General features: G+C 72.5%; 11 protein-coding genes. 6 read left to right on the top strand and 5 right to left on the bottom strand.

All coding sequences use genetic code 11. The features are described 5' to 3' along the window. On the top strand, nucleotides 1-2,976 hold a 2,976-nt coding region (locus tag KS423_RS19860; protein WP_224280901.1), incomplete at its 5' end, for a BTAD domain-containing putative transcriptional regulator. Nucleotides 2,977-3,118: 142 nt separating this feature from the next. Here the strand turns inward: KS423_RS19860 and KS423_RS19855 are convergent. From KS423_RS19855 to panB, 3 genes are all read right to left on the bottom strand, one after another. Beyond that, nucleotides 3,119-3,949, bottom strand: a complete 831-nt coding sequence (locus KS423_RS19855; RefSeq protein ID WP_224280900.1) for an ABC transporter permease — start codon at nucleotides 3,947-3,949, stop codon at nucleotides 3,119-3,121. Continuing rightward, nucleotides 3,946-4,974, bottom strand: coding sequence for an ATP-binding cassette domain-containing protein (locus tag KS423_RS19850; protein WP_224280899.1), 1,029 nt, complete (start codon nucleotides 4,972-4,974; stop codon nucleotides 3,946-3,948). Before KS423_RS19850 ends, KS423_RS19855 begins: the two co-directional genes overlap by 4 nt. A 146-nt stretch (nucleotides 4,975-5,120) precedes the next feature. Then, nucleotides 5,121-5,990 (bottom strand): 3-methyl-2-oxobutanoate hydroxymethyltransferase, encoded by an 870-nt coding sequence (panB, locus tag KS423_RS19845; RefSeq protein ID WP_224280898.1) that lies wholly within the window; start codon nucleotides 5,988-5,990, stop codon nucleotides 5,121-5,123. 300 nt (nucleotides 5,991-6,290) lie between these two features. Here panB and KS423_RS19840 point away from each other — a divergent pair, with 300 nt between their 5' ends. The 3 genes from KS423_RS19840 to KS423_RS19830 all read left to right on the top strand — a co-directional run bounded on the left by KS423_RS19840 (nucleotide 6,291) and on the right by KS423_RS19830 (nucleotide 9,890). Then, nucleotides 6,291-7,898 (top strand): MFS transporter, encoded by a 1,608-nt coding sequence (locus KS423_RS19840; protein ID WP_224280897.1) that lies wholly within the window; start codon nucleotides 6,291-6,293, stop codon nucleotides 7,896-7,898. A gap of 154 nt (nucleotides 7,899-8,052) precedes the next feature. Continuing rightward, the gene (locus KS423_RS19835) at nucleotides 8,053-8,682 is read left to right on the top strand and encodes a TetR/AcrR family transcriptional regulator (RefSeq protein ID WP_224280896.1); all 630 of its coding nucleotides are present in this window, start codon (nucleotides 8,053-8,055) and stop codon (nucleotides 8,680-8,682) included. Nucleotides 8,683-8,828: 146 nt separating this feature from the next. Then, nucleotides 8,829-9,890, top strand: a complete 1,062-nt coding sequence (locus tag KS423_RS19830) for an endonuclease/exonuclease/phosphatase family protein (RefSeq protein WP_224280895.1) — start codon at nucleotides 8,829-8,831, stop codon at nucleotides 9,888-9,890. A gap of 10 nt (nucleotides 9,891-9,900) precedes the next feature. Here the strand turns inward: KS423_RS19830 and KS423_RS19825 are convergent, their stop codons facing one another. After that, complete coding sequence (locus KS423_RS19825) at nucleotides 9,901-11,682, bottom strand: NAD+ synthase (RefSeq protein ID WP_224280894.1); 1,782 nt, start codon at nucleotides 11,680-11,682, stop codon at nucleotides 9,901-9,903. Between the two features lie 175 nt (nucleotides 11,683-11,857). Between KS423_RS19825 and glnA the strand changes: the two genes are divergently transcribed. Beyond that, on the top strand, nucleotides 11,858-13,219 hold the full coding sequence (glnA, locus tag KS423_RS19820; protein ID WP_224280893.1) for a type I glutamate--ammonia ligase: 1,362 nt from the start codon (nucleotides 11,858-11,860) through the stop codon (nucleotides 13,217-13,219). A gap of 153 nt (nucleotides 13,220-13,372) precedes the next feature. Continuing rightward, nucleotides 13,373-14,593, top strand: a complete 1,221-nt coding sequence (locus KS423_RS19815) for a hypothetical protein (RefSeq protein ID WP_224280892.1) — start codon at nucleotides 13,373-13,375, stop codon at nucleotides 14,591-14,593. A 116-nt stretch (nucleotides 14,594-14,709) separates the two neighbouring features. On the opposite strand, the gene KS423_RS19810 is transcribed toward KS423_RS19815, so the two are convergent. Next, nucleotides 14,710-15,303 (bottom strand): class E sortase (locus tag KS423_RS19810; RefSeq protein ID WP_224280891.1); only part of this gene is annotated, 594 nt, incomplete at its 5' end.

The following is a 15,303-nucleotide window of genomic DNA, read 5'->3' as shown; positions in this document are numbered from 1 at the left end:
CCCGCGCTGGCCGACCTGCCGGACCGCACCGGCCCGGCCGCCCGGCTGGACGCCCAGCGGGAGGAGGCCCGCCGCCACCGGATCACCGCCGACCTCGGCCTCGGCCGGGCCGCCGAGCTGGTCGCCGAGCTGGCCGAGCTGTGCGGCGGGCAGCCGCTGGACGAGCCGTTGCAGCTGCTGATGATCCGGGCGCTGCACGAGAGCGGGCGGACGGCCGAGGCGCTGCGCCACTACGAACGGACCAGGCGCGCGCTGGCCGAGGAGCTCGGCGTCGACCCGGGCCGCGGACTCCGCTCCCTGTACGCCGAGTTGCTCGCACCGGACGCTCACGAGGCGCCGACGCCGGAGCCCGTCCGCGCCCCGGCCCCCGCGCTCGCACCCGCTGCCGCGCCCCAACTCCCGCGCTCCGGTGGCAATCTGCGCGGCCGGCTGACCAGCTTCGTCGGCCGGGAGGAGGATCTCGCCGCGCTGCGCGGCATGCTGGCGGACCGTCGGCTGGTCACCCTGACCGGCCCCGGCGGCTCCGGCAAGACCAGCCTCTCGACGGAGGCCGGCCGCGCCGAGCAGTCCGCCGGTGGCTGGCCGGACGGCGTCTGGGTGGCCGAACTCGCCCCGCTGGAGAGCCCGGAGGCGGTGCCCGCCGCCGTGGTCTCGGCGCTCGGCCTGCGCGAGATCGTGCTGCACAGCACCAGCATGGTCGCCGAGGTGATCGACAAGCGGGCCGAGAACCCGGTGCGCCGGCTGGTCGAGCACTGCGGCCACCGTCGGATGCTGCTCGTCCTGGACAACTGCGAGCACCTGATCCAGGCCGCCGCCGACCTCGCCGACGTCCTGCTCGCCGAGTGCCCCGGGCTGACCGTGCTCGCCACCAGCCGTGAACCGCTGGGCGTGCCCGGGGAGACGGTGCTGCCGGTGGAGCCGCTGCCCGACCCGGTGGCGCTGCGGCTGTTCGCCGAGCGCGCCGCCGCCGCCCGTCCCGGCTTCGACCCGCAGAGCGACCCGGAGGCCTGCGCCGAGATCTGCCGCCGGCTGGACGGGCTGCCGCTGGCCATCGAGCTGGCCGCCGCCCGGCTGCGGGTGATGACGGCGCGCCAGATAGCCGACCGGCTGGACGGCCGGTTCTCACTGCTCACCGCGGGCAGCCGCACCCTGCTGCCGCGCCAGCAGACCCTGCGCGCGGTGGTCGACTGGAGCTGGGACCTGCTGGGCAAGCGGGAGCGGGCGGTGCTGCGCCGGCTGTCGGTGTTCGCGGGCGGCTGGCAGCTGGAGGACGCCGAGGCGGTCTGCGCCGACGGCGTCGAGGTGGCCCCCGGCGAGGTCGCCGACCTGCTGCTGTCCCTGGTCGACAAGTCCCTGCTGGTGGCGGACCTGGACGGGGCCAGCCTGCCGCGCTACCGGATGCTGGAGACCATCCACGAGTACGCGGCCGAGCGTCTCGCCGGGGCCGCCGCCGAGCGCGCCGCCACCGAGGCCCGTCACCTCGCGCACTTCCGCACCATGCTCTCCGTCGCCGACGGCCAGATCCACGGCCCCCGGCAGCTGCACTGGCTGACGGTGCTGGAGCGCGAGCAGGACAACATCCGGATCGCGTTGCGTCGGGCGATCGACCTGCGGGACGAGGAACAGGCGCTGCTCCTCGCCCTCGGCATGAGCTGGTACTGGTCGCTGCGCGGCTACAGCATGGAGGCGCGCTCCTGGTACAACGCGGTCGCCGCGCTCGGCCCGGACCCGTTCGGCCCGGACGCCCCGCGGCCGGTGCCGCTGGAGCGCAGCGTGTTCGCGTACGAGCTGCCGCTGTCCGCCGGGGTGGTCGAGGAGGCCCGCCGGCTGCTCGCGATGTTCCGGCTGATCGGGCTGTTCGAGGGCAACCTGGACGTCCTCGGCGACCCGGAGGCGATCGAGGTCGCCCAGCGGCTGATGGGCGTCTACACCCCGGATCTGCCGCAGGCCTACCGCTTCCCGGCGCTGATGCGGGTGTTCGGGGCCTTCCTGTCCGGTCGCCTGGAGGAGATGAAGGACCTGATCGACGACGCCGTGCGCGGCTGCGAACAGCACGGCGGGGTGAGCGACCTGGCGTTCATCCTCCAGGTGCGGGCCAGGATGATGAACGACTGGCCGAGCGGCGAGGAGCAGAGCATCCTGGACGGCGAGCGCTCGCTGGAGCTGTTCGAGCAGTCGGGCAACCTCTGGGGGATCTCCCAGGCGCTGTCCGCGCACGGCGAGTCGCTGGCCAACCGGGGCGAGTCCGCGGCCGCCGCCGAGGCGTACGCGCGGGCGATCGAGCTGGTCGAGGAGCTGGGGGCGCCGCAGGAGGTGCCGATCCTGCGGGTGAACCTGGGCAGCGCCCTGCTGGAGCACGACATGGACCGCGGCGAGCGGGTCATCCGCGAGGCGCTGGCCTCGATCGACACCCCGGGGCTCAACCAGTCCACCACCGGGGCACTGATGTTCGGCCACCTGACGCTCTGCGGCATCCACGCCCAGCGCGGCGAGTTCGAGCGGGCGCTGGCCGAGCTGGACGAGCTGGACACGGTCCGGGTCGGGGGTTTCGCGCCGAGCCTGGTGACCGGGATGCTGCTGAGTTCCCGCGGCTGGATCACCGCCCGGGCCGGGGACCCGGAGGCGGGGTTCGAGCTGCTGCGCGACGGCTGGCGGCAGCTGCGGGCGGTGACGGCCGCGAGCGGCTTCTTCGAACACATGACGGTCCTGGTGGTGCCGGCGGTGACGGCGGTGCTGTGCGCCTTCGCCCAGCACGACGGCGACCTGGAGCGGGCCCGGGTGGCGGCCGCGCTGACCGGCGCGCACGGTGGGCTGCACGGCCCCAAGGGCGGCTACCTGGACCGGGTCGAGCGCGCGCGTTCGGAGGCCGTCCTGCGGGACCTGATGGGGGATGCCGGGTACGAGGAGGCCCGGGCCGACGGGGCCGGGATGACCCAGGAGCAGGCCTTCGAACTGCTGGAGGGGCTGATCGGCTAGACCGCGCGTGGGCCCGTGCGGCCGGTGCCCGTCCCCTGGTCACCGCCCGCACGGGCCCGTACTGCGGCCGGCGCCTGTCCCGGACGGCCGGCCGTCCCGTCCGCCGGCCCTTCCCCGACGGGGCCGGCGGTGGTCGCGGGGGTCAGGTCCGCTTGCGGAACCGGGCGACCGCCAGCGGGGCGAAGACCGCGGTGGCGGCGGCCGACCAGATCAGCACGATCATCACCGGGTGGGCCACCGCCCCCTGGCCGTTGAGCAGGGAGCGGGAGGCGTCGGCCAGCGCGGACAGCGGGTTGACCTTGGTGAAGGCCTGCAGCCAGCCCGGCATGGTGTCGGTCGGTGCGAAGATCGAGCTGCCGAACTGCATCGGCATCAGGACCAGCATGGAGACGCCCTGCACCGCCTGGGCGCTCTTCATCGACATGCCGAGCAACATCGAGATCCAGACGATCGACATGCCGAACACCAGCGACAGGCCGACCGCGGCCAGCAGCTCCGGCACACCGGTCTTCAGCTCGAAGCCGAGGATGAACGCGAAGGTCAGCAGGATCGCGGAGGAGAGCAGCGCCCGCAGGGTCTCCGCCACGATCTTGGACAGCAGCACCGAGGCCCGGCCGATCGGCAGGGTGCGGAAACGGTCCATCACCCCGGTCTGGAAGTCGCTGTTCAGGCCGGTGCCGACGGCCAGCGCCAGGGTCATGCCGGTCTGCCCGAGCAGACCGGGGATCATGAACTGCTTGTACTCGTCCTGGTTGCCGGCGAAGATGGCGCCGCCGAAGACGTAGACGAACAGCACGGTGAAGACGATCGGCATCAGTACGGCGTCGAACATCGACTCCGGGTCGGCCTTGATCCGCATCAGGTTGCGCCGGGTCAGCGCGCCGACGTGGCGCAGGGTGCCGGCCAGGCCGATCCGGGTGTCCTCGGCCCGGGTGTCCTTCACCCGGGCGGGGGTGAGCGTGGCGGTGGTCATGCGACGGGCTCCTTGGCGAGGCTGGGGGCGGGGGCGGTGGCCGCGTCCGCGGTGGGCTTGCCGGTGATGGCGAGGAAGACCTCGTCCAGGCTGGGGACCTTGGTGTCGATGCCGGCGATCGCGAAGCCGCGGGTGCCGAGCACCGAGATGACGGCGGTCAGGTGCTCCTCGCCGGTGATCGGCACCGCGAGCAGGCCGTCGTCGTGCGAGACGGTGGCGTTGAGGACGCCGTTCTCGCGCAGGCAGCGGGCCATCTCGGGCAGCTCGGCCGGGTGGGCCGGGCGGACCTGGAGGGTCTGGCCGCCGACCCTGGCCTTGAGCTCGGAGACGGCGCCGTTGGCGATCACCTTGCCGCGGTCGATGACGGTCACCTCGTTCGCGAGCTGCTCCGCCTCCTCCATGTACTGGGTGGTCAGCAGGACGGTGCTGCCCTCGGCGACCATCCGCTGCACCTCGTCCCAGACCTCGTTGCGGGTGCGCGGGTCCAGGCCGGTGGTGGGCTCGTCCAGGTAGAGCACCCGGGGGCGGCCGATCATGCTGGCGGCCAGGTCGAGGCGACGGCGCATGCCGCCGGAGTAGGTCTTGGCGGGCCGCTTGGCGGCCTCGGTGAGGGAGAAGCGCTCCAGCAGCTCGGCGGCCCGGGCCTTGGCCTCCCGGCGGGGGAGGTCCAGCAGCCGGCCGATGAGGTAGAGGTTCTCGTACCCGGAGAGCAGCTCGTCCACGGAGGCGTACTGGCCGGTGAGGCCGATCGTGCGGCGCAGCTGCTTGGGCTGGCGCAGCACGTCGTAGCCGCCGACGAACGCGGTGCCGGCGTCCGGCTTGATCAGGGTGGACAGGACGCGCACCAGGGTGGTCTTGCCCGCGCCGTTGGGGCCGAGCAGGGCGAGGACGGTGCCCTCCTCGACGGTGAGGTCGACCCCGTCGAGGGCCTTGGTGCTGCCGTAGTGCTTGACGATGCCGTGCACCTCCACGGCGTTCCCGGAGGTGGTTCCCCGGTCGTTCGGGGCCGTCGCGATTCGTGTCATGCCTCCAGGCTGTCCGCCCCGGCCGTCAACTCCCTGTCGGCCCGGGCGGCGCGCTGTCGGCCCGCTGTCACGCGGCTGTCATCGGTCGCGCCGGGAACGACAGCGGCCCCGCTTCCGGCGAGGGAGCGGGGCCGCGAGGGGGAGCGTCAGTGGAAGCTGTGCTCCGCCGCCGGGAAGGCGCCGGTGCGCACGTCCTGCGCGTACGCCCGGGCGGCGTCGCCGAGGACGGTCCGCAGGTCCGCGTACTGCTTGACGAACTTCGGCACCCGGCCGGCCGTCATGCCGGCCATGTCGGTCCAGACCAGCACCTGGGCGTCGGTGTCCGGTCCGCCGCCGATGCCGACGGTCGGGATCGCCAGCTGCTCGGTGACCTGGGCGGCCAGCTCGGCCGGGACGGCCTCCAGCACCACCGCGAAGGCCCCCGACTGCTGGACGGCCTTGGCGTCGCGCAGCAGCTGGTGCGCCGCCTCGTCGCCGCGGCCCTGGACCGGGTAGCCGCCGAGGGCGTGCACGGACTGCGGGGTGAGGCCGATGTGGGCCATCACCGGGACGCCGGCCTCGACCAGCAGCTCGATCGAGCGGGCGCTGCGCTCCCCGCCCTCCAGCTTGACCGCGCCGACCCCGGCCTCCTTCATCAGCCGGGCCGCGTTGTGCATGGCCTGGGCGGGGGACTCCTGGTACGAGCCGAACGGCAGGTCGGCGACGATCATGGCCCGCTTGGTGCCGCGGACGACGGCGGCGGAGAGCATCACCATCTGATCCATGGTCACCGGGACGGTGGTCTCGTAGCCGAGGTGGCAGTTGCCCGCCGAGTCGCCGACCAGCAGCACCGGGATGCCGGCCTCGTCGAACACGCCCGCGGTGAGGGCGTCGTAGGCGGTGAGCATCGACCACTTCTCGCCGCGCTGCTTGGCGGCGGCGAGGTCGCGGACGGTGACCCGGCGGTTGGTGACCCCGCCGTAGAGGGTGGTGGTCGACGCCTGGTTCTGGGCAGGCGAAGGCGAAGAAGCGTTCATCGAACGGACTCCTGAAGGGTTGTCGTCTCGTGGCGCCGTGCGGCGTCCCCGGATTCCCTCCATGCTTGCACGCCCCGGCGCGCGCGCAAAGAGGGGTGCGTGCGTCCCGGTGGGATCCGCCGCACACCGGGCGGGCGGGCCGCCCGCGCCGGGGTGCGCGGGAGGCCTCCGAATTTGCCTTCTCTTTACGAAACGGATTCGTCTCGTATCGTATGGGCCGCTACTCTGGCGCGGGGGGTTGCGAGACGTATGCGGCTCGGAATGCCCGCCAGTGCAACGCCAACACGGACGGGAAGACCAATGACCACCGCAGCCGCGCCACCTCGCGTGCCGGAAGCCATCCACCGCCGGCGCTGGGCGATCCTCGGCACCCTGCTGCTCGCCCTGCTCGTCGTCGTGCTCGACAACTCGATCCTCAACGTCGCGATGAAGACCATCGCGACCCCCGCGCCGGTCGGCCTCGGGGCCACCCAGAGCGACCTGGAATGGTCGATCAACTCCTACACCCTGGTCTTCGCCGGCCTGCTCTTCACCTCCGGCCTGCTCGGCGACCGGTTCGGCCGCAAGCGCGCGCTGCTGGCCGGCATGGCGGTCTTCGGCGTCGCCTCGCTGCTGTCCGCGCTGGCCGCCTCGCCCGGTGAACTCATCGGCTACCGCGCCCTGATGGGCGTCGGCGGCGCGCTCGCGATGCCCGCCACGCTGGCGATCATCATGAACGTCTTCGAGCGCTCCGAGCAGCCCAAGGCGATCGGGATCTGGGCCGGCGCCGTCGGCCTGGCCATCGCCATCGGCCCGATCACCGGCGGTCTGCTGATCGAGCACTTCTGGTGGGGCTCGGTCTTCCTGGTCAACGTCCCGATCGTGGTCGTCGCGGTGATCGCGATGGTGATCCTGGTCCCCGAGTCCAAGGACCCCAACCCGGGCCGGATGGACCCGGTCGGCGTGCTGCTGTCGATCGTCGGGCTGGTCGCGCTGATCTACGGCATCATCAAGGGCGGCGAGCTGGCCGACTTCACCGTGGTCGAAGCCTGGGCGCCGACCCTGGTCGGCGTCGTCGCGCTGGCCGCCTTCGTCTGGTTCGAGCGCCGCACGCCGTTCCCCGCGCTGGACGTCACCTGGTTCCGCGACAAGGTGTTCAGCGCCTCCGTGGTGGTCGTCGGCGTGATCTTCTTCGCGCTGATGGGCGTCTCCTTCTTCGGCGTCTTCTACATCCAGAGCGTGCGTGGCTACAGTGCACTCCAGGCCGGCCTGCTGATGCTGCCGATGGCCGCCGCCCAGCTGCTGTTCGCCCCGCGGGCCCGGCTGGTGGTCGACCGGCTCGGCGTCGCCGCCACCGCCGCCGGCGGCATGCTGCTGGTCGCGCTCGGCTTCGTCGGCTACGCCGTGCTGACCGCCACCAGCCCGATCTGGATGCTGGTCGTGCTCGGCCTGGTGATGGGCGCCGGCATGGCGCACGTCATGCCGCCGGTCACCGTCGCGATCATGGCCTCGCTGCCCCGGGAGAAGGCCGGCGCCGGCTCGGCCGTCAACAACACCTTCCGCCAGGTCGGCGGCTCGCTCGGGGTCGCCGTGCTCGGCGCGGTGCTCTCCACCGTCTACCGCGACGGGATGGCCGACACCCTGACCCACCTGCCCGAGGGGCTGCGCGACAAGGCCGGCGAGTCGCTGGAGGCCACCCTGGCCATCGCCGACCGCCTTCCCGGCGGCCAGGCGCTCATCACCCCCGCGAAGGACTCCTTCATCCACGCCATGCACGTGGTGGCCTCGCTCTCGGTGGGCGTCTCGGTCATCGGCGCCGCGGTCGCCTGGTTCCTGCTGCCGCGCCGCTCGGCCGCCCCCGCGGGCCCGGGCGGCCAGGTCCCCGAGCAGCGCGGCCAGGAGCGGGAGGCGGCGGCCGCGGACGCCTGAGGCCGCACCGCAGCTGAGTGACAATGGCCCTGTCCCCCGGGTACGCCCCGGGAGGCAGGGCCCGGGTCCGGGGCAAGGTCCCCTGCCGCGGACCCATCGAGGGACACGCCACGGCGCCTGCGCGACCGGGGAGAGCGAGGGAGAGGCAGCGGGGATGAAGACGGACACGCCGACCGCCGGCACCGGGCAGCACTGCGCGGAGGTACGCCGTGGCCGGCCCCGCAGTGAGGCCGCCGAGCAGGCCATCTTCACGGCCGTCGAGGACCTGATGGCCGGCGGCACCGCGCTGTCCGAGCTCACCATCGAGGGCATCGCCGCCGCCGGCGGCGTCGGCAAGGCCACCATCTACCGGCGCTGGCCCAACAAGGAGGCCCTGCTGGTCGACGTGGTCAGCCGGCTGGAGGAGCCACTGCCGGAGCCCACCGGCGCCGGCGCCCGGGCCGACCTGATCGCACTGGTGGACCACGTCCGCCGGCGCGGCCTGGCCAAGCGCACCCGCTGGGTGCTCAAGGCCGCCATGGGCCAGATGCAGACCCTGCCCGAGCTGTACACCGCCTACCGGGAGCGGGTGATCAAGCCGCGCCGGGCGGTCGGGCTCGGCCTGATCCGCCAGGCCGTCGCCGAGGGCGTGATCCGTGACGACCTCGACCTGGACCTGCTCAACGACCTGCTGATGGGGCCGATCCTCTACCGCAGCATCCTGTGGGACGACTCCGACCTGGAGGACCCGGACCTGGCCCGCAAGCTGGTCGACTCCGTGCTCGAAGGACTCGCGCCCCGCTGATCCGGCCGAACGTGGCCTCGCTCACCAAACCGGGCCACGCCGGAACCCGCTCCGGGGGGCCGACGTCTGTCCCGGCATAGGCTGAGCCGGGTATCCGGTCAAACCGGCACCGGACCGGCGGCGGCACGAGCGACGGGAGCCACTTGATGGCGCAGGCGGACAGGACCGATCGGATCGTGGCCCCCGGGAGCGGCGCCGACGACCCGGCCCCCGCGCCGCGTCGCGTCGGCTTCATCGGCCTGCGCCACTGGGGCCGGGACACCCGCGGCAGCAGTACCTGGCGGCGCGGCCTGGTGATCGCCGCGCTCGCCGTGCTCACGGCCGTGCTGTTCGCCTTCCATGCCGAGGTGCCCAACCGGGTCGGCAACCTCGGCAGCCTGCTGGAGACCTTCCTGCCCTGGCTGGGCCTGGCCGTCCCGGTGCTGCTGGTGCCCGCGCTGCTGCGCCGCTCCGCCACCGCGCTGCTCGCCCTGCTGCTGCCCGTCGTGCTCTGGGTCAACCTGTTCGGCGGCCTGCTGAGCGACAAGCGGGGCGGCCCGGGCGACTGGACGGTGGTCAGCCACAACGTCGCCGCCGCCAACACCGACGTGCCCGGCACCATCCGTACCCTGGTGGACTCCGGCGCCCAGATCGTCGCCCTGCAGGAGCTGGCCGGCAAGCCGTTGCGCTCGTACGAGACCGGGCTGGCCGGCGCCTACCCGTACCACGAGGTGCAGGGCACCGTCGGGCTCTGGTCGAAGTACCCGATCAGTGACGTCTCCCCGGTGGACCTGAGGATGGGCTGGACCAGGGCCTTCCGCGCCCAGGTCGGCACCCCGCAGGGCCCGGTCGCGGTGTACGTGGCGCACCTGCCCTCGGTGCGGCTGAAGGCCGAGGGCGGCTTCACCGTCAACCAGCGGGACGTCAGCGCGCAGGCGCTGGGTGACGCGATCCAGGCCGAGCCGCTGAAGAAGGTCCTGCTGCTCGGCGACCTCAACGGCACCATGAACGACCGCAGCCTCGCGCCGGTCACCTCGCAGATGCGCTCGGCCCAGGGCGCCGCCGGTGACGGCTTCGGCTTCAGCTGGCCGGCCGCCTTCCCGATGGCCCGGATCGACCAGATCATGAGCAAGGGCGGGCTGGACCCGCTGGACTCCCGCACCCTGCCGCGGGACGGCAGCGACCACCTTCCGGTGGCCGCCACCTACCGGTACCAGCCGGTCCGCTAGGCCGTGCGCTTCAGCCGCGCCGCCAGCGGTTGGTGATCGGCAGGCGGCGGTCCCGGCCGAAGTTCTTGACCGAGATCTTCGGGCCCGGCGGGTACTGGCGCCGCTTGTACTCGGCGGTGTCGACCAGCCGGACCACCCGGTCCACCACGGCCGGGTCGAAGCCGGCCGCCACGATCGCGTCCCGGCCCTCGTCGCCCTCGATGTAGCGGGCCAGCACGCTGTCCAGCAGGTCGTAGTCGGGCAGCGAGTCGGTGTCCACCTGGTCCGGCCGCAGCTCGGCGGACGGCGGCTTGGTGATGGTGTGCTCCGGGATCGGCGGCACCTCGCCGCGCCGCTCGGCCTCCTCGTTGCGCCAGCGGGCCAGCCGGAAGACCAGCGACTTGTAGACGTCCTTGATGGGCCCGTAGGCGCCGACCGAGTCGCCGTACAGGGTCGAGTAGCCGACCGCCAGCTCGCTCTTGTTGCCGGGCGCGAGCACGATGTGCCCCTCCTGGTTGGAGATCGCCATCAGCAGGGTGCCGCGCAGCCGGGACTGGAGGTTCTCCTCGGCGAGGCCGGTCAGCTCGGTGGCCCCCAGGTAGGCGTCGAACATCGGGGCGATGGAGACGGTCCGGAAGCGCAGCCCGGTGCGGCGGGCCAGCTCGGCCGCGTCGTCCCGGGAGTGCCGGGAGGAGTAGCGGCTGGGCATCGAGACGCAGTGCACGTTCGCCGCGCCGACCGCGTCCACCGCGATCGCGGCCACCAGCGCCGAGTCGATGCCGCCGGAGAGGCCGATCAGCACCGACTCGAAGCCGTTCTTGGTCACGTAGGCCCGGGTGCCGGAGACCAGCGCGGCCCAGATCTCGGCCTCGTCCGAGATCCGCGGCGCCACCTCGGCGGTGAGCCTCTCCCGGCCTTCGGCCGGGGGAGCCCCCATGACGGGCGCGGCCTGCGGCTCGCCGTCCAGCTCGGTGCGGACCAGGTGCAGCCCGTCGCTCAGCAGCAGGCCGTCGGTGTGGTCGCGGCCGGCGGTCGGCAGGTCCAGGTCCAGCACCAGCAGGTGCTCCTCGAACTGCGGGGAGCGGGCCAGGACCTCGCCGTCCGCGCCGACCACGATCGAGTCGCCGTCGAAGACCAGCTCGTCCTGGCCGCCGACCATGTTGACGTACGCCAGGGTGCAGCCCGCCTCGGCCGCCCGGCGCCGCACCAGCTCCAGCCGCTGGTCGTCCTTGTTCCGCTCGTACGGGGAGCCGTTGACCACCAGCAGCAGCCCGGCGCCGATCTCGCGGGCGGCGGTGACCCGGCCGCCGTCCTGCCAGATGTCCTCGCAGATGGCCAGTGCGACGTCCACCCCGTGCACCCGCAGCACGGGCAGCTGGTCGCCCGGGACGAACCAGCGGAACTCGTCGAACACGCCGTAGTTGGGCAGGTGGTGCTTGGCGAAGCGGGTCACCACCTCGCCCCGGTGCAGCACCGCGGCGCAGTTCTGCGGGGAGCCGGCCGGGCGGTTGAAACGTGGCGAGGCGTGCTCGGAGCGCCCGAGGTAGCCGACCACCACCGGGACCTCGCCCAGCCCGTCCGCCGCCAGCCGGCCGGCCAGCTCGACCAGCGCACCGCGGGAGCCCTCGACGAAGGAGCGGCGCAGGGCGAGGTCCTCCACCGGGTACCCGGTGAGGGCCATCTCGGGGAAGGCCACCAGCTGCGCGCCGGCCTCCACGGCCTGCCTGGTCCAGCGCACCACCTCATCGCTGTTGCGGGCGAGGTCACCGACCCAGGGGTCGATCTGGCTCAGGGCGAGACGGAGAGTGGGCATGCCTCCGAGTCTAATCGTCTAACTGACGCAATGTCCTGGGCGGGGCCCGACGGCGGGGGTCGGCACTGCGGTGCCCGGTGCGGATCGGCCATGATGGGGGCAACCGCTTCACGAGGTCTTTCCGGGGCCTCCGGGGCGTAACACGAGCGTAAAGAGCAGAGGTGAGACTGTCCCCATGGGCAAGCAGCAGCAGTTCGTGCTTCGGACGCTCGAAGAGCGTGACATCCGGTTCGTCCGGCTGTGGTTCACCGACGTGCTCGGGTTCCTGAAGTCGGTCGCGGTGGCACCGGCCGAGCTGGAGCAGGCCTTCGAGGAGGGCATCGGCTTCGACGGCTCGGCGATCGAGGGCTTCGCCCGCGTGTACGAGTCCGACATGATCGCGAAGCCGGACCCGACCACCTTCCAGATCCTGCCCTGGCGCTCGGAGACCCCGGGCACCGCCCGGATGTTCTGCGACATCCTGATGCCGGACGGCTCGCCCTCCTACGCCGACCCGCGGTTCGTGCTCAAGCGCACCCTGGAGAAGGCCTCCGAGCAGGGCTTCACCTTCTACACCCACCCCGAGATCGAGTTCTTCCTGCTGAAGAACCTGCCCGGCGACGGCACCCCGCCCATCCCCGCCGACCAGTCCGGCTACTTCGACCACACCCCGCGCGGGGTGGGCCACGACTTCCGCCGCCAGGCGATCACCATGCTGGAGTCGATGGGCATCTCGGTCGAGTTCTCGCACCACGAGGGCGCCCCCGGCCAGCAGGAGATCGACCTGCGCTACGCCGACGCGCTGTCCACCGCCGACAACATCATGACCTTCCGGCTGGTCATGAAGGAGGTCGCGCTGGAGCAGGGCGTGCACGCGAGCTTCATGCCCAAGCCGTTCTCCGAGCACCCCGGCAGCGGCATGCACACCCACGTCTCGCTGTTCGAGGGCGACCGCAACGCCTTCCACGAGTCCGGCGCCGAGTACCAGCTGTCCAAGGTCGGCCGGTCCTTCATCGCCGGCCTGCTGAAGCACGCCGCCGAGACCGCCGCCGTCACCAACCAGTGGGTGAACTCCTACAAGCGGATCTGGGGCGGCTCCCAGCGCACCGCCGGGGCCGGCGGCGAGGCGCCGTCCTACATCTGCTGGGGCCACAACAACCGCTCGGCGCTGATCCGGGTGCCGATGTACAAGCCGGGCAAGCAGGGCTCCACCCGGATCGAGGTCCGCTCCCTGGACACCGGCTGCAACCCGTACCTCGCCTACGCCGTCACCCTCGCGGCCGGCCTGAAGGGCATCGAGGAGGGCTACGAGCTCCCGCCCGGCGCCGACGACGACGTGTGGGCGCTGTCCGACTCCGAGCGCCGGGCCCTCGGCATCCAGCCGATGCCGCAGAACCTCGGCGAGGCCATCGACCTGATGCAGCGCAGTGAACTCGTCGCCGAGACCCTCGGCGAGCACGTCTTCGACTTCTTCCTGCGCAACAAGCGCCAGGAGTGGGAGGAGTACCGCTCCGAGGTGACGCCGTTCGAGTTGCGGAAGAACCTCCAGGTGCTCTGACGGCTTGTCGACTGGTGCGGGCCGTGTGGGCGGTGTACCCCACGCACGTTAATCCGTTGGGCCAATGCGGTTACCCTGCAGCGGTGCGAGCCGTGGCGGGGTGACGAAGAGGCGTATTCAGAAGATCCGTTTTGCGGATCATTCTGGAGTGTCATGCGTACTCGAATCACCATCCTGGCCTTGTCCGGACTGACCTCGGCCGCCCTCGTGTGGGGTGCCGGCTCCGTGGCCTACGCCTCGCCCTCCGCCGACCACCGCGCAGCCGCCGAATCGGCGGAGGCGCGGGGTAACTGGGTCGACGGGCTCCTCCGTGCCGCGGAGGGCACCGGCAACGCCACCCATGCCTGGACCTTCGGCAATCGTGAAGTCCTCCCGCCCAAGCTGGCGGCCCGTCAGCCCCACCGGGCGGACGACCCCGCCGAGGCGGGCGTCGGCACCGAGGCGGGCGTCGGCACCGAGGCGGGCGTCGGCACCGAGGCGGCCGTCGCCGCCGAGCCGGGCGCGGCAGCTCAGCCGGCCGAGGAAGGAACCGAGCAGAACGAGACGGCGAGTCAGCCGGGCGAGGACGACTCCGAGCGCGGTCGGCCCGCGGCCCGGCCGTCGACGCTCGGGTTCCTCAAGGAACTGGGCGGACTGGACGAACTGTCGTCCCGCACCGGCAAGCGCTGCCCCAAGGACCACCACGCCCCCGAATGCCCCTGCCCCCCCGGCGACCATGGTGGGCACGAGGGGCACGAGAGCCACGGCGGCCAGTCGAACGAGCCCGAGCACAAGCCCGAGCACAAGCCCGAGCACAAGCCCGAGAACAAGCCCGAGCACAAGCCCGAGCACAAGCCCGAGCACAAGCCCGAGAACAAGCCCGAGAGCCAGGCCCAGGACCAAGCCCAGGCTCAGGCCCAGGACCAGGCCCAGAGCCAGGACCAGGCCCAGGCTCAGAACGGCCAGCAAACCCAGGACCAGCAGGTCAACGTGACGGTCCTTGTGGAGAACACCGTCAAGAACGACCTCGACAACAGCTCGAACAACAGCGTCACCAACGTGAACAAGGCCAAGTTCAGCATGGTGGAGCAGGAGCCGCACAAGCCGGTCCACCAGGATCACAAGGGTGGTCACGAGGAGCACAAGGGCCACGAGGAGCACAAGGGCCACAAGGGTGGCCACGAGGAGCACAAGGGCCACCAGGGCCACCAGAGCGGCCACGAGGAGCACAAGGGCCACCAGAGCCACCAGGGCGGCCACGAGGAGCAGAAGAGCCGGCACCACGGGGAGCTGGCCGAGACGGGGAGCGGGGCGTCGCCGGCCCTGCTCGGCTTCTCGGCGGCGTTCCTCGCGGCGGGCGCGATGGCCATGCGGATCAGCCGACGCTCCGCATGACCGGGCCCGGCCCGAAGGGCGCCGGGTGAGCACCGGCGGTGGCCGGAGCATTCAGTGACCGACGGGCGGTGCGCGCACGGCGCACCGCCCGTCGGCCGTGTGTTCGTCGGACCGGCTCAGCGCAGCTCGGCGGGCGGCGTGCGGCCCGGGTCCATCGGCTCTTCCCGGACCAGACTGCCCCAGACGGCCATCCGGTACAGCGAGGTGTAGACCGGCGTGCAGGTCGTCAGGGTGATGTAGCGCCCGGGCTCGGCGTACGGAGAGCCGGTGGGCACCGGGGCGATGACACCGGTGTCGTACTTGGAGGTCTCCGGCAGCGTGGCGTCGACCCGGTAGACGTACCAGCGGTCGCGGGTCTCCACGACCAGAGGGTCGCCCGGCTTCAGTCGGTCCAGGTCGTGGAACTTCGCGCCGTGCCCGTCGCGGTGGGCGGCGAGGGCGAAGTTGCCCTGTGCGTCCCAGGGCATGGCCGACGGGTACGGCGCCGTGTAGACGCCGGCGACCCCGTCCGCGAGGGTGTTCTCGTCGGCACCGACCTTGACCAGTACCTGGTAGCCGGCGCCCAGGGCCGGTACGTGGAGGAAGCCGATGCCGCCGCCCGCGTCGTACGGCGGGGGCGCGGCGGTGCTCGCGGCGCCGGTCGGTGAGGCCGTCGGGGCCGCCGCCGACCAGGCCTGGCGCAGCCGTTCGGCGGAGCGGTCCGCGTGCCG

It is taken from the genome of Streptomyces sp. LS1784, from assembly GCF_020103755.1.
GTDB lineage: Bacteria > Actinomycetota > Actinomycetes > Streptomycetales > Streptomycetaceae > Kitasatospora.
This window is presented reverse-complemented; position numbering and strand designations above follow the sequence as displayed.